Annotated in this window: 22 protein-coding genes; 8 read left to right on the top strand and 14 right to left on the bottom strand. The window is 41.5% G+C overall.

Going from position 1 to position 23103, the window contains the following annotated elements; all coding sequences use genetic code 11:
• Positions 1 to 46: 46 nt before the first annotated feature.
• The 5 genes from ACM0OX_RS30500 to ACM0OX_RS30480 all read right to left on the bottom strand — a co-directional run bounded on the left by ACM0OX_RS30500 (position 47) and on the right by ACM0OX_RS30480 (position 3629).
• Positions 47 to 544: a hypothetical protein gene (locus ACM0OX_RS30500; RefSeq protein ID WP_414518748.1), complete on the bottom strand. Its 498-nt coding sequence runs from the start codon at positions 542 to 544 to the stop codon at positions 47 to 49.
• A gap of 177 nt (positions 545 to 721) precedes the next feature.
• Complete coding sequence (locus tag ACM0OX_RS30495) at positions 722 to 1528, bottom strand: pentapeptide repeat-containing protein (protein ID WP_414518747.1); 807 nt, start codon at positions 1526 to 1528, stop codon at positions 722 to 724.
• A 3-nt stretch (positions 1529 to 1531) separates the two neighbouring features.
• Positions 1532 to 2173, bottom strand: a complete 642-nt coding sequence (locus tag ACM0OX_RS30490) for a hypothetical protein (protein WP_069068805.1) — start codon at positions 2171 to 2173, stop codon at positions 1532 to 1534.
• A 616-nt stretch (positions 2174 to 2789) separates the two neighbouring features.
• Positions 2790 to 3164 (bottom strand): hypothetical protein, encoded by a 375-nt coding sequence (locus ACM0OX_RS30485; RefSeq protein ID WP_414518746.1) that lies wholly within the window; start codon positions 3162 to 3164, stop codon positions 2790 to 2792.
• Between the two features lie 99 nt (positions 3165 to 3263).
• Entirely contained in the window at positions 3264 to 3629 is a 366-nt protein-coding gene (locus tag ACM0OX_RS30480) for a hypothetical protein (RefSeq protein ID WP_414518745.1), read from the bottom strand.
• Positions 3630 to 4172: 543 nt separating this feature from the next.
• On the opposite strand from ACM0OX_RS30480, the gene ACM0OX_RS30475 reads away from it, so the two are divergent.
• From ACM0OX_RS30475 to ACM0OX_RS30455, 5 genes are all read left to right on the top strand, one after another.
• Positions 4173 to 5306: a substrate-binding domain-containing protein gene (locus ACM0OX_RS30475; RefSeq protein WP_414518744.1), complete on the top strand. Its 1134-nt coding sequence runs from the start codon at positions 4173 to 4175 to the stop codon at positions 5304 to 5306.
• Positions 5307 to 5793: 487 nt separating this feature from the next.
• Entirely contained in the window at positions 5794 to 6750 is a 957-nt protein-coding gene (gene nifH, locus ACM0OX_RS30470) for a nitrogenase iron protein (protein WP_094331809.1), read from the top strand.
• Positions 6751 to 7109: 359 nt separating this feature from the next.
• On the top strand, positions 7110 to 8504 hold the full coding sequence (nifE, locus tag ACM0OX_RS30465) for a nitrogenase iron-molybdenum cofactor biosynthesis protein NifE (protein WP_414518743.1): 1395 nt from the start codon (positions 7110 to 7112) through the stop codon (positions 8502 to 8504).
• Positions 8504 to 9823, top strand: a complete 1320-nt coding sequence (gene nifN / locus ACM0OX_RS30460; RefSeq protein WP_414518742.1) for a nitrogenase iron-molybdenum cofactor biosynthesis protein NifN — start codon at positions 8504 to 8506, stop codon at positions 9821 to 9823. The genes nifE and nifN overlap by 1 nt, the downstream gene beginning before the upstream one ends.
• 194 nt (positions 9824 to 10017) lie before the next feature.
• Positions 10018 to 11271: a glycoside hydrolase family 10 protein gene (locus tag ACM0OX_RS30455; protein WP_414518752.1), complete on the top strand. Its 1254-nt coding sequence runs from the start codon at positions 10018 to 10020 to the stop codon at positions 11269 to 11271.
• A gap of 70 nt (positions 11272 to 11341) precedes the next feature.
• Here the strand turns inward: ACM0OX_RS30455 and ACM0OX_RS30450 are convergent, their stop codons facing one another.
• The 4 genes from ACM0OX_RS30450 to ACM0OX_RS30435 form a co-directional block, all read right to left on the bottom strand.
• A complete protein-coding gene (locus tag ACM0OX_RS30450; RefSeq protein WP_414518741.1) occupies positions 11342 to 12823 on the bottom strand; it encodes a site-2 protease family protein in 1482 nt (493 codons plus the stop codon).
• Positions 12824 to 13413: 590 nt separating this feature from the next.
• The gene (locus tag ACM0OX_RS30445; RefSeq protein WP_414518751.1) at positions 13414 to 14436 is read right to left on the bottom strand and encodes a spore photoproduct lyase family protein; all 1023 of its coding nucleotides are present in this window, start codon (positions 14434 to 14436) and stop codon (positions 13414 to 13416) included.
• Positions 14437 to 14539: 103 nt separating this feature from the next.
• Positions 14540 to 14896 (bottom strand): hypothetical protein, encoded by a 357-nt coding sequence (locus ACM0OX_RS30440; RefSeq protein WP_104900334.1) that lies wholly within the window; start codon positions 14894 to 14896, stop codon positions 14540 to 14542.
• 517 nt (positions 14897 to 15413) lie between these two features.
• On the bottom strand, positions 15414 to 16184 hold the full coding sequence (locus tag ACM0OX_RS30435; RefSeq protein ID WP_414518740.1) for a lipoate--protein ligase family protein: 771 nt from the start codon (positions 16182 to 16184) through the stop codon (positions 15414 to 15416).
• A gap of 86 nt (positions 16185 to 16270) precedes the next feature.
• Between ACM0OX_RS30435 and gcvH the strand changes: the two genes are divergently transcribed.
• Positions 16271 to 16855: a glycine cleavage system protein GcvH gene (gcvH, locus tag ACM0OX_RS30430; protein ID WP_414518739.1), complete on the top strand. Its 585-nt coding sequence runs from the start codon at positions 16271 to 16273 to the stop codon at positions 16853 to 16855.
• A 162-nt stretch (positions 16856 to 17017) separates the two neighbouring features.
• On the opposite strand, the gene coaBC is transcribed toward gcvH, so the two are convergent.
• The 3 genes from coaBC to ACM0OX_RS30415 form a co-directional block, all read right to left on the bottom strand.
• Positions 17018 to 18229: a bifunctional phosphopantothenoylcysteine decarboxylase/phosphopantothenate--cysteine ligase CoaBC gene (gene coaBC / locus ACM0OX_RS30425; protein WP_414518738.1), complete on the bottom strand. Its 1212-nt coding sequence runs from the start codon at positions 18227 to 18229 to the stop codon at positions 17018 to 17020.
• 217 nt (positions 18230 to 18446) lie between these two features.
• On the bottom strand, positions 18447 to 18659 hold the full coding sequence (locus ACM0OX_RS30420; RefSeq protein WP_094351471.1) for a DUF2555 domain-containing protein: 213 nt from the start codon (positions 18657 to 18659) through the stop codon (positions 18447 to 18449).
• 154 nt (positions 18660 to 18813) lie between these two features.
• Positions 18814 to 19419, bottom strand: a complete 606-nt coding sequence (locus ACM0OX_RS30415) for an alpha/beta hydrolase (RefSeq protein ID WP_414518750.1) — start codon at positions 19417 to 19419, stop codon at positions 18814 to 18816.
• Between the two features lie 224 nt (positions 19420 to 19643).
• Here ACM0OX_RS30415 and ACM0OX_RS30410 point away from each other — a divergent pair, with 224 nt between their 5' ends.
• Positions 19644 to 19901 (top strand): hypothetical protein, encoded by a 258-nt coding sequence (locus tag ACM0OX_RS30410; protein ID WP_414518737.1) that lies wholly within the window; start codon positions 19644 to 19646, stop codon positions 19899 to 19901.
• Positions 19891 to 20067: a hypothetical protein gene (locus ACM0OX_RS30405; RefSeq protein ID WP_414518736.1), complete on the top strand. Its 177-nt coding sequence runs from the start codon at positions 19891 to 19893 to the stop codon at positions 20065 to 20067. The genes ACM0OX_RS30410 and ACM0OX_RS30405 overlap by 11 nt, the downstream gene beginning before the upstream one ends.
• Before the next feature lie 3 nt (positions 20068 to 20070).
• On the opposite strand, the gene ACM0OX_RS30400 is transcribed toward ACM0OX_RS30405, so the two are convergent.
• Complete coding sequence (locus ACM0OX_RS30400) at positions 20071 to 20466, bottom strand: transposase (protein ID WP_414518749.1); 396 nt, start codon at positions 20464 to 20466, stop codon at positions 20071 to 20073.
• 298 nt (positions 20467 to 20764) lie between these two features.
• The coding region (locus tag ACM0OX_RS30395) for a DUF6519 domain-containing protein (RefSeq protein WP_414518735.1) at positions 20765 to 23103 on the bottom strand (2339 nt) is incomplete at its 5' end.

The following is a 23103-nucleotide window of genomic DNA, read 5'->3' as shown; positions in this document are numbered from 1 at the left end:
ATCTTACTTAATTTGTCAAGCTCACCCTATACCAAATTAGATGAGCTTACCCTGGGTAATTAGTATCGATAGCGATTGAGGATTCAGCTAACTCAGTAGCTACTTTCAGTAGATTTGGCTGGTTTCTTTTAATAGTAATAATGTAGTCATTTTCTCCCTCGATAATCAACTCAACAGTATAAATATCGTTGATATTCAGAGATGAGGTAGGATTTAAATATTTTTTTGATTGTGAATGCCACTGTATCCAAGCTTGAGGTATGAGTATAGGTATATTTTTATTAGCCATATTAAATGTTTTAGCATAATGGAGAAAAAAATTTGTTTCGTATTCAGTTTGATTCATGTCTCTCAAGGCTCTTCTTAAACTTGTATCTGTTGTTCCTAAATGTAAATTAAAATTTTGTGCTAATTTTTGATAAGTTAAATCAGGATAAACATTAAAGTCTATAATTCCAATACCATTTTTCCATTCAAATTTTAACTTTTGGCTACCTCTATCAATTTGAACAGCAAACTCTGGTTTTGGTTTGCCAAATGGCAATCCAACAGGGAATTGTGATATAAATAAACTATTATTAGGAATAATTGGCTGATAAATTACTCTGTTTACATCAAATTTAAAGCCTAAAAACTAAGCTTTACATAAATTTTATATAGTTTTTGTGGGAAGAGATACCCCACAAAATGAATCTAAACGTCAATTCCTTGTTCTTGTAAACTAATATTTTATTAAAGTGTTAGGCATAATTGTTTCTTGAAGATTTACGCCGCTGAAATTAGCTCCCCGAATATCGGCTCCTCTAAGGTTACTTCCTCTGAGATTTGCCCCTGCCAAATTCGCGTCTCTAAGGTTAGCCCAACTCAAATCAGCTTGAGTCAAATCAGCTTCACTTAGGTTAGCCCGCAACAAGTATGCACCACTGAGGTGAGCCTTAGTCAGATTAGCTTTGTATAAGTCAGCTTTGTAAAGATAAGCCCCTAAAATTTCTGCTTCGTATAAACTCGCCTCACTGAGGTCAGCCGCAATCAAGTTAGCTTCAATCAAGTTGGCAAAAGAGAGGTTAGCCCGCATCAACTTTGCTGCACCTAAATCGGCATCTCTCAAGTTAGCGCCTTTTAAGTCAGTACCAATTAGATTAGCAGATGCGATCGCAGCACCTCTAAGATCCACTTGACTCAAGTCAGCTCCAATCAAATTGGCATGACTCAAATCTGCCTGCGTAAGTATAGCGCCACTCAAGTTAGCAACACTGAAGTTAGCCGCACTCAGGTTAGCTTCATTCAGGAAGGCTTTATGGAGGTTGGCACTACTGAGGTCAGCACTACTGAGGTTTGCTCGCACGAGTAAAGCATTACCCAAATCGACTTTTCTCAGGTTTACCCCTTGGAGGTATGCGCCTCTGAGGTTATCGCCATGCAAATTCGCGGCGCTTAGGTCTGGTTCAATCTGGGGATTTTTCTTTCTCCACTCAATCCATTCAACTGCACCTGCTTTGAGTAAAGTTAGATGCTCTCGATTTGCCATTTTCTACTCCTGACGCCCACCCAGAGAATTTACCCGACCAGCGACACTTTCAATAGCTGTTAATGCTCCCGCTGCTCCTGCTAGAATATCCTGTTCTTGTCCACCTAAGTACAGCCGTCCAAAACTACCTACAGCTTGAACTTCAAGAATGTTAATTCTCGCTGCTTTCTCCGCTTCATTGGCAGCCAGTGCGGCGTAAGCAGCAGGCTCCACTTCTAATACATACAGCGTTTGACCTGCTAGTAGTAGCTGTCCCCGACGCGTGCGATTAATCAGTTGTGTTTGATAAGCATCGATGTTGCGGATAATCTGGCTAGAAATAACACGCGGTTTCAGACATTCCTCTCTTTTGACTCCCAGGAACGCCAAAATTGCTTGACCAGCAGCTCTGGTTTCGCCTTGGGAGCTAGAATGAACTTCCAATAGTCCGTACAGTCGTTCAACTACCTGTACTCCCGGACGGACAGAGGCAGATTTTAGGGCTATATCCGTAATCTTATTAATTTCGATACCAGGAGAGATTTCAATCCACAGTGATGTATCTCCTGGTAATGGTAAGAAGCCTTGGGCTACTGTTCCCATATATGCTGCATGTTGAGGTTGCAGGTTGTCGAGAAATACGAAACTGCGTAATTCTATGCCCAAGATTTTGCTCTCCAGTCGTGAGGGTAAAAGTTATCTATATGCGAGATATAAGTGCCTAACTTGACAATATAGGGTATAAAAGAGCGCAAAATCCGTTAAACGGATCTACACCCGTGTGTCAAATAGCAATTATAGAAGCTAATGCTTATTTAAAAGACCATTGTCGTCTTGGGATAAAATCTACTTCGATCGGACGACATAATTTTTGTTTAACACGGCTGCTTTGTAAACATCTTGACCTTTTTACATTACCCCAGTTTTACCCCAAATATTTCCCCAACATCTCCCAACCGGAACTGCAAGGATTAGATACCAATAAATATGGCTCTTTCTAGCTCAAGTTGTTTTTCCTAAAGTATTTTCATCCCTATAATCCAATACAGTTCAGTTAAGCAGTTTTTTCCTTCTCTTTCTTCTCTCTCTGTGTTCTCTGCGCCTCTGCGGTTCGTAAAAATAACTTTGACAAACACGCCCGAGCCTTAACTGAACCGTATTGCCCTATAATCAGGTCAATAAGCAGATATAAAGTACTTAAATACCTTGCCGTGGTTTAATATTTTGGCGCGATCGCCAATATTCAGGAGGAAGGGCGATCGCGATTTTTCTGGTTTATCTATCAGGTAGTGGGCAAGTCCCCTTCAGGTAAGACATTATCTATGCTGAGTACCCACGGTATACCTTTATCAATTGGGGAACTGACAGTAATTTTAGCTCTGTTGGCAAACTGTTTTAAGCAATCGGCAAATTGGGGAACAGTTTTCATGATATTGCGATAACTTTCCATGTTATTACAAATCAGGATCAAGGTCAAAACGCCACTATTGATTTGGAAATACCAATGACAACTCGATAACAAAATCCGTGTCATGCGATCGCAGGCTAAGAAAAAGCTTTTTTTAGTTGCTTCTTCAAGCTGTCGAAATAGTATTTCACTCAGCTTGATTGTTTGAGGTGAAGGCAAATCATCTGGATGTAGGCATGGTTGATTCATAAGATTTGGGCAAGCTCCAAAAGTAACGAAGCTGCGGTGAAGATTGGTATTTTTGATTTTTTGCAGATTGAATATTGCAGAAAAATCAGGTTTACTAGGTTATTGTTCTTGAGTGACAATCCACAACAAGTCTAACCACAACTGGGGATAAGCTTGCTTGAGATTTGAGAGTGGATCGCGCATCAAGTTATTGGCATTAAAGCAAACAACTTCAACTAGCCCCAAGTATTCCGCTACTTCTTTGAGTAGGTTTCTTTGTTCTACTACACTACTAATTAGTCTATCAGGGCAATAAATACCAATGTATTTTACATGGCGGATGCATGTTTTTATATTCACTCTTGTTAAATGAGGATGAGGATTGATTATCTTCACATAACATTGACTTAACAGTTTCCATGCATGTGGGTGAGTGTGTTCAATAATTACGTTAAATTGCTGGGCTAAGTCTTCTTCTGTAATCATTACTCTCTCCGTTGCTTTGTTACCATCTGTTGCATACTTTGGTAAATACCTAATTGATTGTGCAAAAACTTAAAACAGCAATTATTTGCTGATGCTATGTGCATATTCACTTTAGTCAAATAGGTAGTTTTTCGTCAGGGCAAAATTTACCCCAAAAAGTGAAATTGGTTGGTATGTTTTCTACTGTTTGTATTACTCGTCTATCAAGCATCAAAGCTGAAACTAATCTCTAAAACTGTATTAAATGCTACTGTTTACCAATTTAGTTGGTAAAAAATCACTGCTAAATAAATGCTCTGTTTCTTGGAATTTGGGGCTTTTAAGCCAAGATAGCAAGTAAAAAACAAACACCCGCAAAAATAATTTGCGCTTCGCAAGCAAATTGGCTATTTCTGTGATAGTCTTTTTATATAGGGAATCAAGACAGCGAAAGCACAAAAAGTCTTCAAAGAGAAATGATATAAACTCAAAGACTATACTTTCGCCTTGGCAGATGCAATGTTTAAATCCGCTACGGCTTTTTGAAACCAAGAGACAAAGCCAATGAAGCAGGATAGTGACCTCCGTAATAACTTGAAGTCCATTAGAACTCGCTTAGGCATGAGCCAACAAGATTTGGCTAACATCGCTAATGTAACTCGTCAGACTATTAGTGGTGTAGAGTCGGGACTATATGCTCCTTCAGTAGCCATAACACTTCGCTTGGCCAAAGCGCTTGGCTGTCAAGTTGAGGATCTATTCTGGTTAGAGCGGGATTTACCTGAAATTGAAGCAGTTCTTGCCAAACCCGTTCCTAATGGTCAGCAACTGCGAGTTAGCATGGCTCGTGTAGGAGGACAATGGATAGCTTATCCCTTGATTGGCAAGGATGCTTTTCGCCAAGATATGATTCCGGCTGATGGTGAAAGTACTAGCCTTACAGGTACAAATAAAGTTCGAGTCCGTCTCTTAGACGATAATCTCGACACACTTCACAACACCGTTGTGATTGCTGGTTGTGCCCCTGTGATTTCACTATGGGCAAGAGCCACCGAACGCTGGCATCCCCAACTGCGAGTCCAATATAACTTCGCCAATAGCATGGCTGCATTGCACAGTCTATGCCGAGGTGAGGCGCACATCGCTGGGATGCACCTATACGATCCTGAGACTGGTGAGTATAATACTCCCTTTGTTCGAGATGTTTTGGCTGGAAGGGAAGCAGTTCTGATTACCCTTGGTGTCTGGGAAGAAGGACTTTTGTTTAAGTCTGGCAACCCGATGGGAATTAGAACAGTTAGTGACTTAGTAGCTGGGGGAGCGACTATTGTCAACCGCGAAATCGGTTCTGGTAGTCGGATGCTTTTGGAACAAACACTCCAAAAAGAGCAGATACCGTTCGATGCTGTTCAGGGCTTTGACAATATACTCAAAAGTCACCAAGATGTTGCCCAAGCTGTAGTAGGAGGAATTGCTGATGCTGGTATGAGTACGGCATCTGTAGCTACTGCCTTTGGGCTGGGATTTATCCCTTTACATCAGTCACGATATGATTTGGTGATTCTTAAGGAATATCTCGAAGTTGCACCTGTACAGCAGTTGCTCAGTACTTTGGGACATCGGATGGTTCACTCCCAATTTGAAATTCTCGGCGGTTACGATATCAGCAAAATCGGAGAAATTGTAGCGACTGTTTAGAGTGGATTGCAATGGTTGGTTGTGTGATTTAGGAAAAACTTGGCGTAAATTTAAATTCCTACTGCAACGACTCTTGAGGTATGAGCAACCTTCAGGGGATTACAACAACTGGTAATGCTGAATTCGTAATTCGGATTTCAATTTGAGTTTCCGGCTTGGAATCTGTAGCTTTCTTGTTTCCAATTGGTATTACTAACGCTAGAGAAATCATTTGAGTCAGCGGATGGTAATACTTGCAATATTCCTTGAGTGATGTCTTATCGCTATAGCCATTAGTCAGAAAAAACAATGACTAATGACCAATAAAAACTGACCAAAACTTAAATATGTTCTGGATACAGACTCTTTTTGCTGTAGAACGAGCACCTCCAACAACGTTCTACAGAAGGCAACTGCTGTAAGTTCGCTTCCAGTAGGCACACAGTAACAATGCCATGCCTGATAAACCGACAGACCGAGCAAACAAACAATTACAGGATCAATCATCATGTCCGACGGCAAAATTAGACAAATTGCTTTCTACGGTAAAGGTGGTATCGGTAAATCTACTACCTCCCAAAATACCCTCGCTTCTATGGCAGAAAAGGGTCAACGCATCTTGATTGTAGGTTGCGACCCCAAAGCTGACTCTACCCGATTGATTCTGCACTGTAAAGCTCAAACTACCGTGCTGCACTTGGCTGCTGAACGGGGTGCTGTGGAAGATATCGAACTTGAAGAAGTGGTAATCACTGGCTTCCGGGATATCAGATGCGTAGAATCTGGTGGGCCAGAACCTGGTGTAGGTTGCGCCGGTCGGGGTATCATCACCGCCATCAACTTCCTCGAAGAAAACGGCGCTTACTCAGACGTAGATTTCGTATCCTACGACGTACTGGGCGACGTTGTGTGTGGTGGTTTCGCCATGCCAATTCGTGAAGGTAAAGCCCAAGAAATCTACATCGTTACCTCTGGTGAAATGATGGCGATGTTTGCTGCCAACAACATTGCTCGTGGCGTTCTCAAATATGCTCACACTGGTGGTGTACGTTTGGGTGGGCTGATTTGTAACAGCCGTCAAACTGACCGGGAAGATGAACTAATTAGCACTCTGGCAGCCAGATTGAATACCCACATGATTCACTTCGTCCCGCGTGACAATATCGTGCAACACGCCGAATTGCGCCGGATGACAGTGAACGAGTATGCGCCTGACAGCAAACAAGCTAATGAATACCGCACATTGGCGGACAAGATTATCAACAATACAAATCTTACAGTTCCCACACCCATTGAGATGGATGAGCTAGAAGATTTGTTGATTGAATTTGGCATTCTTGAAAGTGAAGAAAATGCTGCAAAAATGATTAGCCAAGCAGATGCTGCTAAAAAGCTAGAAGACGTTCAAGGCGAAGCGCTAGAAGCAGTTAAAAAAGGAAATGTAGAAATAGTTTCTGGTAGCTAAAACTCAAGTGCTAAGTACAAAGTAAATATTAGGTGGGCTATTATCGCCCACTTTCTCAACAATCTTTTAAAATGGAGGTACTCGAATAGCTAATCTTAACTTCTGAGTGTTTTCTTATCACCGTGTTAACACTAATCTCCTAAAGTATACACAGCAAAATTAATACTTTAAGAGTTTAGTTCATGTTTTTGTTTTCTCCTTATCTAACCTAGTTGATGTTTATATTTTAGGGAATGATAAATTATCTTTCTCATTCCCTTTTATTCCAAATTTTAGATACATTAATAAATGAAAGTCCTATAAAAGCCTTTGGGAATTCAGTTAACATCTAGCAAATTCTACCTATTGTCACCAAACAAATGAATCCCACTTCAGGAAAAATCAACGATTCACTCAGTGACTTCAATTCCGAAGATGCTCGTCAGCAACAGAAACAAAAGAAAAAAAAGTCCTCCACACAATTACCTCAACCTGGAACTACTCAAGGGAGTTGCGCTTTTGATAGTGCAATGATTACCCTAGTACCAATTACCGATGCTGCTCATGTAGTTCACGGCCCGAGTGGCTGTGCTGCCAGTATTTGGGGAAGTTACAGCAGTCTCTCTTCTGGTTCGATGCTGTACAAAATACGCTTTACCAGCGACATCGATGAGAACGATATCATCTTCGGTGGAGCCAAAAAGCTGTACAAAGGCATTTTAGAATTAGCAAGACGCTACAAACCGGCGGCGGTATTTGTTTACTCCACTTGCATCACCGCCCTGATTGGAGATGATATTGAGGGAGTTTGCAAAGATGCCACAGAGAAAACAGGAATACCCACTATCCCAGTACATTGCCCTGGCTTTATTGGGAACCAAAATTTGGGCAACCGTGTTGCTGGTGAAGCGTTGCTAGAACACGTTATCGGAACAGCTGAACCAGAGACTAGTACACCCTATGACATCAACCTAATTGGCGAACATAACATCGCAGGTGCAATATGGAATGTTCTACCGTTATTGGAGAAATTAGGTATCAGAGTTTTGGCAAAAATTACAGGCGATGCTATCTACAAAGAAGTTTGCTATGCCCATCGCGCCAAACTTAATGCGATCCTCTCCTCTAAAGCACTAATCAACGTGGCAAAAGGGATGGAAAAAAAATATGGCATTCCCTATATTGAAGAGTCTATTTATGGTGTAGAGTCAATCAATCAATGTTTAAGGAATATTGCGGCAAAGTTAGGTAATTCTGATTTGCAAGAACGTACAGAAAAGCTAATTGTAGAAGAAACTGCTGCAATAGATGAAAAACTCAGTCTGTATATTACCCAATTGCAAGGTAAGCGCATTATCCTTTCTATTGGAAGTTTCAAGAGTTGGTTGATTATCTTTGCTGCTAAGAAATTGGGGATGGAAGTTATTGCTATTCTGACTAAGAATAATACTGATGACGATCAAATTAGAGTCAAAAGTTTGCTGGGTCAAGATGGCATAATTTTAGAACAAAATACTCCTCAAGAAATCCTACAGATAATTAATGAAAATCTTGCTGATATGTTAATTGCTGATAAACGCCATCAAGATACCTCTCTCACTGCTAGGATTCCATTTCTAGATATTAATCAAGAACGCAATCATGCCTATGCAGGCTATATAGGAATTTTAGAAGTAGCACGAGAACTGTATGCCGCTTTTTACAATCCTGTGTGGGAGCAAGTATACCAGCCAGCCCCGTGGTCAGCAGTAAATTCTTCTGAGGAGGATATTTGATGGCGATTATTAGCGTTACAAGTACATCAGTTGCAGTTAATCCCCTGAAACAAAGCCAAACTGTGGGTGCAGTTTTAGCCTTTTTGGGGTTGAAGGGAATCATGCCTTTATTACACGGTTCTCAAGGTTGTACTGCTTTGACTAAGGCGGTATTAGTACAACATTTCCGTCAGGCGATTCCCCTTTCCAGTACGGCGATGACCGAAGTTGCAACCATTTTGGGTGGCGAGGAAAGAGTTGAAGAAGCAATCTTGACTTTGGTGCAAAGATCCAAACCAGAAATTATCGGTCTTTGTAGCACTGGACTGGTGGAAACCAGAGGTGATGACATGGGGCGCTTTGTTAAGGAGATTCGCCACCGTCACCCAGAACTGGATTATTTACCAATTGTGCTTGTCTCTACACCGGATTTCAAAGGTACATTACAGGATGGCTTTGCTGGCGCAGTTGAGAGTATAGTCAGGGAAATTCCTCAAAAAGGTTCTAAACAAGATGCTTGCCCCACACAAATCACTATTTTGGCGAGTTCTGCCTTCACACCAGGGGATGTACAGGAAATCAAAGAGATTGTCACCTCTTTTGGACTTGTACCTATTGCCGTACCAGACCTTTCTGGCGTACTAGATGGTTCTATAGAAGATTCTTCTAGTGCCATAACAGCTAATGGCACAAATGCAGCACAGTTGCGCTCAATTGGTAGTTCTGTATTCACTTTGGCGCTAGGTGATAGTATGCGGGCTGGGGCACAAATTTTGGAGCAGAGATTCAATATACCTTATGAGATATTTGGTGAACTGACGGGGCTAGCAGCAGTAGATAAATTCCTGCAAGCTTTGGCGGATATTAGTGGTGTTAGCGTACCGGAGAAATACCGTCGTCAACGCCGCCAGTTACAACATGTGATGTTGGAGAATCACTTTTACTTTGGGTGCAAGCGAGTTTCTTTGGCGCTGGAACCAGATTTACTTTGGTCAACAGTTGCTTTTTTGCGATCGCTAGGAGTTGAGATTCACGCAGCGGTGACAACAACACGCTTTCCTTTGCTAGAAAAACTGCCGATCAAGAGCGTCACTATCGGCGATTTGGAAGACTTTGAGCAATTGGCGGTTGGATCTGATTTGCTAATTACCAATTCTCATGGAGTGGCGATCGCTCAACGCTTAAAAATTCCTCTCTACCGTCAAGGGATTCCCATTTTTGACCGCTTAGATTATGGTCAGTTTACCAAGGTTGGCTACCGAGGCACTATGCAGCTTTTATTTGATATTGGCAATCTGTTTTTAGAGCAGGAAACAAAGGTTACAGCAGTTTGCAACTAAATGAGGTACAGAACCAAGAATTCACAAACCAAATTATTCTTCTGCTTCCTGCCTCCTGCCTCCTGCCTTCTGCCTCCTGCCTCCTGCCTCAAAACCAGTGACTTTGTACCTCATGCAAAAGAAAACTGCTGTAAGCATTAATATTAGTGATCGTACCAATGTTTCCTTCACTGACACAGACATTTTAAATAATGATGAAAAGGTTTGTAGAGTGGTGTGTTGAGTTTTCTTGTTGGTGGAATATTCGCCAAAGTAGAAAGTATCTTTTGTTTATCGTTATGCTTACCTTGAGTGCGATCGCGACGCTGATATTATCGTTCCCCTTGAACGCTCAAATAAATCTGCCGTCAACGCCAAAATCTGAGTTAAGGGGAGTGTGGTTAACAAATATTGATAGTGATGTGTTATTTGAGCGCGATCGCCTTAAGGGATCTTTGCAACGCCTTGATGAACTCAATTTTAACACCATATATCCGGCGGTTTGGAATTGGGGATATACATTGTATCCTAGCAAAGTTGCCCAAAAAGTTATCGGGCGATCGCTCGATCCCACACCCGGATTGCAAGGGCGAGATATCCTCAAAGAAATTGTCGATGTAGGACATCAAAAAGGGTTAACAGTAATTCCCTGGTTTGAATTTGGCTTTATGGCACCAGCAGATTCTCTATTAGCTAAAAATCGTCCCCAATGGCTCACAAATCGCAGCGATGGAACTCGGATTGTCAAAGATGGGACAGATAATCGCGTTTGGCTAAATCCCTTTCGCCCAGAAGTACAACAATTTATTCAAGATTTAATCGTTGAAATTGTTAGAAATTACAATATTGATGGTATTCAACTTGACGATCATTTTGGCTTACCATCAGAATTAGGATACGATGCTTATACAGTAGCACTTTACAAAAAAGAACATCAGGGAAAAGCTCCCTCCAAAAACTTTAAAGACCCAGAATGGGTACGCTGGAGAGCTAACAAAATCACCGAGTTTATGAAACGGGTATTTACAGCCATTAAAGCTACTAAAAAAAATTGTCTGGTTTCCGTTGCTCCTAATCCTCAACGTTTTTCTTATGACTTCTTTTTAGCAGACTGGCAGAAGTGGGAACGGCTAGGAATCGTTGAAGACTTAGTTTTGCAGATATATCGAGATGATTTGAATATCTTTGTTAGCGAATTAGAGTATCCAGAAGTGAAAGCGGCAAAGAGCCATATTCCAGTGAGTGTGGGCATTTTGGCTGGGTTAAAAAACCGATCTATACCGATGCAACAGATTCAGACACAAGTGCAAAAAGTACGCGATCGCAATTTTGCCGGAGTCTCTTTCTTTTTTTATGAAACCCTCTGGAACATGAGCAAAGAAAAGCCCCTAGAGCGTCAAACTGCCTTCCAGAAAATTTTTCCCACACCAACGGCTTACCCGAATCTGCTAGCAGGTTGGAAACCGTAGAAATGTGGGGAGTAGGGAGATAGGCAGAGTTCTTCAAACTCCTAACTCCTAACTCCTCACTCAGAACTCTCTATCCTATTCCTAAACGCCCAGCCAAGCCGGGAGTTAGGGGTAAAAGCGTGGTAATCATCAAGAATAGAGCTAAAAGCCCCAAAGCGGCTCTAGCATCATCAGGTTCAGTGACTTCATTCAAACTGGGGCGTTCTTGATCCCGTTGCAAAAAGAAAATCACGATCGCCCAGTACATGGCAATCATATTACCGAGAGACACTAGCGCCAGTAAAATTAAAGTTGCGATCGTTGCTCGTCCTGCGGTTTTGCGTCCATAAATCGCCTGCACAATCCGCCCGCCATCTAGTTGTCCTGCGGGCATTAAGTTCAACGCGGTAATTACTAACCCCAACCAACCAATAACGACTAGGGGATGAACGCTTACCAAGGGTGACTGCAACGCCGAACCAAGGACAACTCGCGCCAAACTTCCCACCAAAATCGACCCTTGGAAAAACTGATTTGGCAATTGAAATAAACTACCTGGGACAGAAAGCAGCAAGCCCGTCACCAGCATTAACAAAGAGACAATACCACCTGCGGCTGGCCCTGCCAAGGCAATATCAAATAATACCTTGCGGTTGGGCAACAGAGACTCAAAGCGGGTAATTGCACCAAAGGAGCCAATTTGCACTGCGGGTAGAAAAAAGGGCCAGCTCAGGCGAATTTGGTGACGCTGGGCAAGTAACCAATGACCAATTTCGTGAGCTACTAAAATCGAAAATATTCCAGCGCCTATGGGCAAAGCTTCTTGAAACCGCCCTGGATTGCCAAAAAAATCAAAATTCAGCAGTAATCCCGCAGCTTCTAAACTTGTGGCAATGGTCGCTATTAACAGAATACCTGCAAAAGCTTTTTGCGATCGCAACATCGGCTTGGGATCGTTACGGCTCGGTAGGACAATCATCACGGGTCTACCGTCTGTATTTTCCACTAAAAACAGACGATAGCGATCGCCAAGGCGTTGCTGTAAACTTGTAGTTAGACGGTTGTGAGTCTCTTCTGGTTCTCCCCGCAAATTGCCTTTAAAAATGGCTCCATCTTGGTAAGCGATCGTTTCTGTGGCAAAAAATGTATCGATACCAAAAATGCCTTTAATTGCATTCAAGTCATCTTCCGGTATTGGCGGGATCTCCGCTTTCAGTTCTGTGACTGCTAGTTGTGGGGAATTTGCTGCAAGTGAGGAAGCTGCGGCAAGTCTTTCGGTTGCGCGTTGCTTGAGGATCGCATCTTGTCCAGCTGCGCGTAACTGTCTGCCCAAATAAACGTACAATCCAGCGGATGTCACCACTAAGAACAATATACCCGCTATATTGATGTAAATCCCGGCGGCAAACAATCCAAAAAACAGGAGCCAGGGAGTCATCAACACCACCGACTGTAACCAGGCTAAGATTCCCAGTTTACCAAAAGGTCTGGCGCGATAAAAGCCCCAGCCCAAAATGCCTAAAGCTACCAGTAGGATTGCCGCCAGGATAGAAGTTTCTGATAAAGTAAACATCTCCAAACCTTTGCTATTGAGACTAAGCCAGAACAAGTCCGGTATTGCAGATACACTTATTAATGTATAACGCCGCCTGTCGTCTGCCCAAATTATCCCGCTTTGCGTGGGCGTAGCTAAACCCACGCGAGAGGTAAAAAAGTTCGTAGTCAGGACTTTAGTCCTAGATTTTTAAGCACTTTAGTGCTTACTACAAACCTATCGAAATTTCAATTTCTCTTCTTTTCTTCTTTCTTTGCGCTCTTTGCGTCCTTCTCTAACGAGACGCTGCGCGATTGCGGTTCGTTCTCTTAGCTCGACTTTATCCAAATAAACGAACCACAGAGACACAGAGAAGCCAGCGCGTTGCGGGGGTTCCCCCCGTTGTAGCGACTGGCGCGACACAGAGGAATAAGTAGGAGAGAGTTTTTTGAGCCTATTAGATAGCTCTTCTTCTGGTGGGTTTATTCGCAACTTGCTGTAAGTAGGATGTGTTACGGCTTTAGTCTAATGCACCTGAGCAACCGGAAAAGAGAGCGATCGCATCTATATCAATCGCTCTCTAGCTCAATAATTAATTTGCTCAAACTCTATGTGAACGAAGTAGTCTTCTAAGTCCAATAAAGAATTTCAGCATTTGGAAAGCGCCTACTAATCTCACTCTCAAAAAAGCTACGCAACGCCTTCATTGTGTCCTTCTCGTAAACGTACTTCGTCCCACCAAACTTATTACGCTTGACACTGCGTTTTGCCTCATCCATCTCTAATTTTGATTGCGGATACCAAGTTTGTAACACTTCTTTTGACCCAGGTGTGAACCGATGCGAGATTAACTCAAAAGTAAGGTTACAGCCAAAATCCAGTGCCTCGTTTATCTGCTCAAACAAACGACTATAGTGCATTTGCCAATCGTCTATCGGCATAATTGGCGCGATAACCAAGCCTACTGGATAACCGCCACCGCCGCGCTCTTGTGGTAGCGCCAACCGTCGTAATGCATTCAGTCTAGATGCTACGGATGCCGTGCCACCTTCAAACTTACCAGAAATCGGTGCGGCATTAACGCTCATCCGACAGCGAGTATTCCCATTGTGTGGTAAATCGAGTAATCCATCCACAGCATCAAACTTCGATACCCAACGTAGATGTGCATTGGTACGAGTGCCAAAGTAACGGATACATTCAGCAAGACTTCCAGTTAAATGCTCAATACCCAATGGATCTGTGTAACAGCTAACTTCAAAACTTGTGGTTTTCCCCTGTTGTTCGTAGTTAGCTGAATTCTCTAATATCTGCGGTAAGTTGGCAAAAACGCGGATGACAGGTGGCCCTGACAAGCTACCAGCTAGGTAGCAGTATTGACAGTGAGCCGGACAACCTTCAGCAATGTGAAACTGCCAATCCGCAGAAGGTGGAATAGGACTCAGTTTAAAAGAACTGGGTGGTGCAGTAACCACCGCTAAGGTACGCTTGGCGATGTTGTAAGTATCGCGCTCAGATTCACCGCGCAGTCCCTTCAGGCGGTTCTGTGATAGTTTTTCTATTGGTAAGTTGAGTGACTGCACACGTGCAAGAATCTGCTGCCCCCAATCTTCATCTAGGGCAGCAGGTGTAAACAGTACCCGTTCAGGTATCCACAACCTTGGCGATCTTGTTTGTGTATCTGATACTGAAACTTGGTCTGTAATTGTATTCAGCAATATCTTTCTCCGTTATTTAGTTTGCTGACTTCTGCAATTAATTTTCCAGGACTTGCTTAATTCGTCGCTCTAACAAATCAAGATCCAAACTGCCTTCATCACGGTTAATTCGGCGCACAGTTGAATTAACATTAGCTAAATTAACCAATAAATCTTGAAGAATTTCCTGTTGCTGACGGGCTTGAGTAACTTCGCGTGGTTCTTGTACTAAATCACGCACAATGGTATCTTCAGCACGAGAGGCGATAATTGGATCGTTTTGCCCTTGAACGTGAACAAAGGTTCGTCGCCCTGGGCCTCGCTCCTCTTCTATTGGTATAACTGCTGTCACTTGGTCAGAACGCACATATTTGCCAAATCCCAAATGGACTAGTTCTGATGAGAGGATTTTCATGTAATTGAAGCGTTATTTTTATGTCTTACTTATATTGTAAAATTTATAAAAGCGACTTAAAGCTATAGACCATACGGGTTATACCCAATTCAAGGTAGTAGTTTCCTTTCCCAATTGCTGCTTGATATCTCTATGTCAGACGCGATGAATCGCGTCTCTACAAATGGTCTCTTTGTCGCATTCTTTTTTCCAATTGGTGATAATGCATTGGCATTGTTAATGCGTCTCCTTACAATGCCAATGCGTCGGGATGCATTCTAACAGCGATCTTTCTGCGGGTTTGATTGTAAATAATACCTGCTTCAAGTTTTAAATTTATTAGTAGCCTCTTTCTACACTGGTAGGATATTTAATCTTGCTCTGATTCAATGTCCTCATCTGCGATCGCTCTCAAAGGTATAATGACTCAAATTAGTCTCCTCGATACAGCGATTTTACTTACAACAAACTTTAGTTTTCTACGTATTTATTACATAAACTCAAATTTTGGAATAGACGATACCTACGATGAGCTACGCTAACGCACTTCATAAAGCGATCGCAATTTGAGGATATCTTGCCATTCGAGATCGGTGAATGGTTGGGTAACTAGTTCTATGTCAAAGTACTGTTTTGCCGTCTCTGTCAATGTATCCACAATCTTTGCAATCCAGCTATCCTCTTGGTGTGTGTTACAAAGTGAGATATTCCACGGTGCTGGTTGTTCAAAGATTTCCTGAAATAAACCTTTGTCTGTAGACAAAATCATCGAGCCGTGTTGAAGAATGGTATTTCTTCCCTTACGTTGGGCACTACCAATGAATTTACTTCCATCGGTAGTAACTAAATCGGCTGCTGTTGCTGTGTTGAAACAACTGGGATTGTGAATGTAACCTCGTCCAGCAGAACCATAATTTAACTCAATACCCAAGGTTTGCCAGCCTTGGATTAAAAAGTTACAAATTTTTTCATAAGTACCCCAACTTTTTCCAGTACTAGCTGAGGTAATCAGGGCGTAGCTTAAGTCTCCTTGGTGGAGAACAGCTCTACCTCCCGTTGGCCGACGAACTAGATCGAGCGCCTTTCCCTGGTAAGTCAGATTATGCCACTGGGTAGGCCATTGTTTTTGCAGATGTCCCAAGGAAAGCGCGTGTGGATACCAGGTATAAAAACGTAGGGTGGGCGGGTGCTGCCCGTTTTCACATTGGTTGAATAACCAAGCATCGATCGCCATTTGCACTGCCCCTGATGTCTGAAGCATTGGGATGAAACGCCAGGTGGATGATGATTCGGTTGCTAGTTGTTTCATCTGTTTCGGACTGCGGAAATATATTGACATCCTAATATCAGTATTTAATAATACTTTTATTTCAGATGATCGGGAAAAATCTGTTTATGAATTTCATCAAAACAATCTTTCAGTACGCGATCCGTTCTGCGATCGCTCTGGTACTGACTACAACTTTGTTTGTTACCAACCTATTCTGGCCAGCTGCGAGTGAAGCGATCGCTCAGGCCCTACCTGTGCAGACTAATCAGCCACAAAGCAATCAGTCTTGGCTAACTGGCATTCTCCAACTAGCGTTGGCAAGCATTCCTAGCAACCTGAAATATACCAGAGAACACGAATGGGTTCGAGTTGATGGCAATATTGCTACACTGGGCGTTACTGATTTTGCACAGAGGCAGCTTGGTGAGGTTGTATTCGCAGAATTACCAAAAGTTGGCGACGTTTTCGACCAGGGAGATGAATTAGGTACTATCGAATCGGTTAAAGCAGTAGCAGAGTTTTATACTCCCCTAAAAGGAGAGATTGTAGAGGTCAACCAAGCAGTTTCTGATGACTCCGAACTAGTCAATGAAGACCCCTATGGCGAAGGTTGGTTGGTAAAAATCAAGTTTAGCGATTCCTCTGCGCTTAATGCCTTACTCTCTGACCAGAAATACAGTGAGTACATAAAAGAGTCTTCAGAAGCTTAAAGCTAACTCTCTCTCGTCAAAAATCGGACTGTTTCATTTTCCGGCGTTGTAGAGAAAGCAGAATGATTTTGCTGGTTTTGTAGGATGAGGCTAAAAGCTATTCCAACAGATGTAGAGACGTTGCAATGCAACGTCTCTAATTTTATTGGCAAAATTTAAAATCTAAAATTCGTTGGTGACAAAATCAAATAATTGATGTGCCATTTCTAATTTAGAACAAGGTGCGATTTCTACCTGATTTCCTTGTATATCCAAAAATATCGCTTGATTATTATCGCTACCAAAACCACTATCCGGCTGATCGATGGGATTGGCAGCAATGACATCGAGTTTTTTATTCTGTAATTTCTCTAATGCAGGTTTGACAATATCACCAGTTTGTGCAGCAAAACCAATTAATATTTGATGCGGCTGTTTGTGTTGTGCTAACTGGGCAACTATATCCGGTACTGGTTCCAAAGGTAAAGCTTGGGGGAGCGATCGCTTGGGCAATTTCTCTGTACTATAATCTTTCGGCTTCACATCTGCCACGGCTGCTGACATCACAATTACATCAGCGTTGGGTAAACATTCCATCATGACGTGCTGCATTTGCTCGGCACTAACAACGGGAATTGCTTGTATTCCCAATGGTACATCCCAATTAGCTGGGCCATGTACCAGAGTGACATTTGCGCCTCGGTGAAATGCGGCTTGCGCTAAAGCTAATCCCATTTTACCTGTGGAAGGATTACCAATAAACCTCACTGGGTCAAGAAACTCTCGCGTTCCCCCAGCGCTAATTAGCACTCGTTTACCGACTAAATCTCGTTTGCCTTGAGTGTGTAATAACGATTGGATGTGAGCGAATATTTCTGGAGGTTCTGCTAATCTACCAGCACCGATGCGATCGCACGCTAATAACCCCGATGCTGTGTTCATCCCATGATATCGGCTATCTGTCAATAACTGTTGCCAATTCCGTTGCACCGCTTGTTGTTCCCACATATCAGTATTCATTGCGGGTGCTAACAGCACGGGACAAGTAGAAGCCAGCACGGTATTTGTGAGTAAATTATCCGCCATCCCGTAGGCTAACTTTGCTAATGTATTAGCTGTCAAAGGGGCAATTACCATAATATCTGCCCATTCACCCAACTCAATATGCAACGGACGAGAGTGAGTTGGTTGCCAAAAATCATCATCTGTGTAGGCGGGATGACGAGATAGAGTTGATAAAGTCAGAGGCGTGATAAATTTTTGCGCCGAACGGGTGAGAATAACTCGAACCTCTACCCCAGTTTTAAACAGCGTCGAAACCAGTTCACAGATTTTGTAGGCGGCGATACCGCCACCTACACTAATGAGAACCCTGTTCAATTTTGGATTAGTCATGGTAAAAAGTTAGGAGTGAGTCGTTTAAAAATTAGTACTAAATAGTTATAAATCCGGCGTTGCATATTTGCGGGATGATTTTGCTAGTTTTGTGGGATGGGCATCTTGCCCGTCCCTTGTATTTCGGAGCGGGCGAGACGCCCACCCTACAGGAATCATCCCTTGATTCAGCAACGCCATAAATCCTAATTCTTAACTCCTAACTCCTAACTCTCAACTAAGCTTCATCATAGGGTTCCAAGTCTAAGAGGTAGATATAGGGTTCAACTAACTCTGGACGCTGAAATGCGATCGCTCGCAATAGATGCCAATCATTTAAACCCTCAAAAGCATTACTATAATTATCCAGTTCCAGACGTGTAGCTAGTTCTTCTACTTCTACTGCACTCATGGCAGCAATTTCTTTTTGGGAAATGCTTAGAGTTGTCATAATACTTGCCCCTCCCTTATGCAGCACTCGCCTTCAGCATGGGTTAAGTTGCGCTGAACGCAGCCACCCAATATATATTACTCATTAGAAGTCATTAAGTTCGTGAAAATTGTCAGAATTTGTACCAGAATTTATAAAAAATTCGTAATCCTGACTAAGCAATTGTATTTACAACGAAATTTCGTAGCACTTCTAACGTTTTTGGATCTATTTCATGCCCCATATCAAATTCGTGGTATTCTACTTCCACTTCTAGAGACTTGAGAGTTTCTCGTGCCTTCAAAGCAGCTTTTAGGGGCACAACTTCATCATATCTACCGTGAGTGATTAAAGTCGGCGGAATCCCACTTTTAGCTGCCGTTAGCGCGTCAGGATGTAAATACCCGCTCATCACAACTAAACCTGCTAAGGGCAATTTTGAGCCGACATCTAAAGTCATGGCTCCACCTTGAGAAAATCCACTCAAAATGGTACGTGACAAAGGTATGCCAGTGGTACTTTCTAAAGATTCCAAGAAATCTGTTAGCAGTTGCCGACTTTCTGCCAACCCTTCATACATATTTTCTACCCGCAGGTCATACCATGCCCTCCCTATCGGGGAATAGGGATAAGGATAAGGTGCATTTGGCAATACAAACTGGTAATCGGGTAAGTTGAGCAATGGTAACAAGGATGCTACATCTTCAGCATTAGCACCCCAACCATGCAAAGTGACAATTAAGCCTGTTGGGGGTTGAGAAGTTGCTGTGGGAACGGTAATAGCTTGTAAAGACAGAGGTTTACTCCTAAAATTCTACTTTTGTACATAGATCCTATCTCTTCAAAAAGAATACCGGCATCCTATGGCGCTAGCCACCAAAGGCCAGGTAATTTTGTCTAAAAATATTTTCACTAATTTCCATACAAGAATATTCCTATCTGTAAACTTTAGATGATTTGCCAGGAACTTTGAATTTACTACAGCAGGCAGGAGTTTTGTAGCAGTTGAAAGCGGTTCGCCCTCCATTATTTCTCACATTAGCAGCAACAGTAGTGGCAGTTGCGATCGCTCTGCCATTGCTATACTTAATAATTCACACCGCAGGTATTGGCGGAGAAGAGTTATGGAAATTGATTTCTCGTCCCCGTAATATCAGTATTTATTTCAACAGTGCAGCGATGGCGGCAACGGTGACGTTATTTTCTACCCTAATCGCCGTATGCTTTGCGCGACTTTGGTACACCATCGCTCATGCGATTTGATGCTTTTACACGGGCAATTTTTTTGCAATATAAAGCTAGTTTTAATCGTAATTCCGCAGCAGCTTTATCTTTGATGTTGGTGACATTGGTGCTGCTGATTTTGTGGTTAGAATATCGAATGCGATCGCTTGCAGCTTATTATATAGCAATCCTAAATCATTTGTGAAAATCAATTATACATAAATATTTTTGGGAAATTAAATATTTCATGGTGAACAGCGAGTTCAAATAAACGCTTGACAATAGTAAAAGATTTACATAGATGATAAAATTCTCTAACAAACTTTTTAGCAGACAACCAAATATCTTCTACTGGGTTTTGTGTCGGGTCATTAGGAGCAAAGCGAATACAAGTAACTTTCCATTCGTTCTCGTTTAGCCCCTGATTTACAGATTTTAAATAATCTTGAAATTCAACTGAACGGTGATAACTAGCTCCATCCCAAATCAGACTAATGCGGCTTTTAGGATATTGAGTAAGCAGGTATTCTACGAATGCAATTGCCGATTTAGAATCACCTTTTTTGAACGGCTTAATTAAAAATTCTTGTGTGTAATAATTCAGTTCGCCTCCATTATGTCTATCTGATTCAATTGCCGCATGGTCGTAGCATTTATTTGCGGTAGCAAGCATTGTAAAAGTGATAGGATGTCGAACATGGGCGAATTGTAGCTTTTGACTTGTCGTTGTGGAAGACAATAACTCTACTACATCAGCCCTCTCCCTTTATACTCTTTTTTTGGCACAGGTATTGCCTGATGTGTCGGGTTTGTTCTAAGCGTTTCCTAGAATAGCATCAGATGATCCCCTGAACTCTCTGAATATCCCGTCTTATTCCTGCATTCGCGCCAATTTCTGCAAGTCAAGTTTTGATATGAATAATACTTACCCAGTCACCTCCTTCAGAGCCATTTCCACTAAATCGCTCAGGAACACCAGGCCAAATATTGTTACCATCCAATGCCTGAATCTTGCTAACTGTTAATTTATTGTTATCTAGTTTAAGAATGTAAATTTTACCTCCATCGACTAACCGCCATTTTAAATTTTCTTTTTCCGTAAACAAAATAATATTTGGGGAAAGGGAAATTCCTTTTTCTTGAAATTGCTGACGTAATCCATCAGGAATCATCCCTTTATTTAAATCTCCTTGTAAATTAAATTTTTCGCTATCAAATAATGGCTCCTCATTCATAATCCAGTCGCCATGCAATGAGACAGTAAACTGATAGATATTACTTTGGTGAAAGACAGCTTTTTGCGACCAATCATCAGGCGTAATTAATCTAACAGCTTCTGTATAAGCAGTATTTTCACTTGTCAAAGGTTCAACTTCTGTAATTAGATTGATATTACTATCTAATATATCATTGCCCATTGCCCAACGGATAGATTTTATTTCAGTTTTCGTAACTTGAACTGGCTCAACTTTCATTGGCAATATATAAAACACTTCACCTTTCAATACATTATCCGTATGAGCTAAAACAGATATACTACTTTTATGTAAACTATCAATTCTTACTGGTTTTTGAAACTGAATTACTAGACCTAGTTTAGTAAACAAATTTCTTAAATTCTGAGATTTTAAATTAAATAATTGATCCTCTGTAACATTGTTAGAATTTTCTTGTGTTTCTGCAATAGTAGCTTCTAAAACTTGATCGTGATGCCAACTAGCATTGATTATGCGATTGAATTCTGTTATTGCTTGTGTAGTGGTTTCTTTCTGATTAATAGGCGTTGCAGGATTTTCCTGAGAATTCGCTAGTATAGGATTATTATCTTTATTACTTATAGGTGATATAGTGCTTTCTTGACTACCAATCTTTCTTCGGCAATCATAAACTGTTACATTATTAGGATTACCTAAAAATACTGCTAGAGGTGCATAATAATGCGCTATACCATGCGGTGGTTGAGGTTGAGGCTCTAATTTTCCTTCTTTGTTTTTTTGTTTGGGCCATTCTACATTGCCAGTAGCTGTTCGGACAGGAATTAACCAATAATCACCTACTTGATAAAAGTTATTCTGAGTATCTGCTTGAAATTGAATCTCAATTCCATCTTCAAGGGGGAACCATTTATTACTCCCTTCAGATAAATTTACTTCGACTTCTTTAGAGTCCCAACGGCGTAATAGAGGGTGCTTTTCTGGAAGCAATGTGTTGCTCTTGCTATCTCCTGAGAGAATTACTTGATTCTCAATGCGATCCACTTGCTCAACTTTTAGTAATTGGCGATCGCTATCTCCAAGTATATAATCATCATTGATGATTTCAACCCAATCACCTGCTGATAAACTAGAATTTTTGTCTTTTCCTAAATGTTCTAGCTTGAATACAAGTACTGAGGAATTTTTCTCAGTAGATGTCACAATAGGAAAAACAATTGAGCTATTTTCGCGTGACCAAACAAATGATAGTTGATTAGTGTTTTTAGCAGTAGAAACTCTAAAAATTTCCGCACGATAAAGATGGTTTTCAGCACCACGAAATTTGGAATTAAACGGAATAACACATGGATCGTTTATTCCTGTAGAACTAGGCTTTGTAATTCTGGCAATAATTTCGCCTTTTCCAGGCTTCAATAATTCTTGACCTAGCACACTCTGAAAATAATCACGATCCTTACTAACTTGTTTGGCAACCGTTTCAATATCTTGATTATCTTTTAATTGTTTGAGCTTGACTTGCCAAACTAACTTAGAGCGAATTGCTGTATCTGCTCCCCCTAAAGCAACTTCACGAATATTAATTTTGCGATCGTCACGATCTTCAATCGGAGTTATATGTCGTTCCCAAACATCAAGATAAGCAAGATATGTTGCTCCATTTAATTGAACTTTACAAGGATCTATAACTTCCGGCGTAAAATCTGGCTGCTGAAAATAAGATACAAATTCCTCATTTTCACAAAGTATACCATCTACATAATAATTGCCTTTGCTAATTAAATAGCTTTGGCATTGAAGCCGTTTTTTTAATTCATGTTTTTCTTCATCATTCAGGTTATCAATATTATTAATTTGCTCCTCAGTGGCGATAAATTCAAAACCACAATTCTGCTCTGGGCCACCTTGTAGTCCAAATATATCTTTGGCCAAAGTTTGCAGGCGATTTAGTAAAATTGATGTCTGTTCGTTGAAGTCTGCATCTAATTGCACTCTACCTTGTTGCATCAATACTCGAAGGAAGTGCT

The sequence above is a fragment of the Nostoc sp. PCC 9305 genome (assembly GCF_963920915.1).
Lineage (GTDB): Bacteria > Cyanobacteriota > Cyanobacteriia > Cyanobacteriales > Nostocaceae > Nostoc.
Note: the sequence above shows the minus strand (reverse complement) of the source record. Positions and strands in the feature narration are given on the sequence as shown.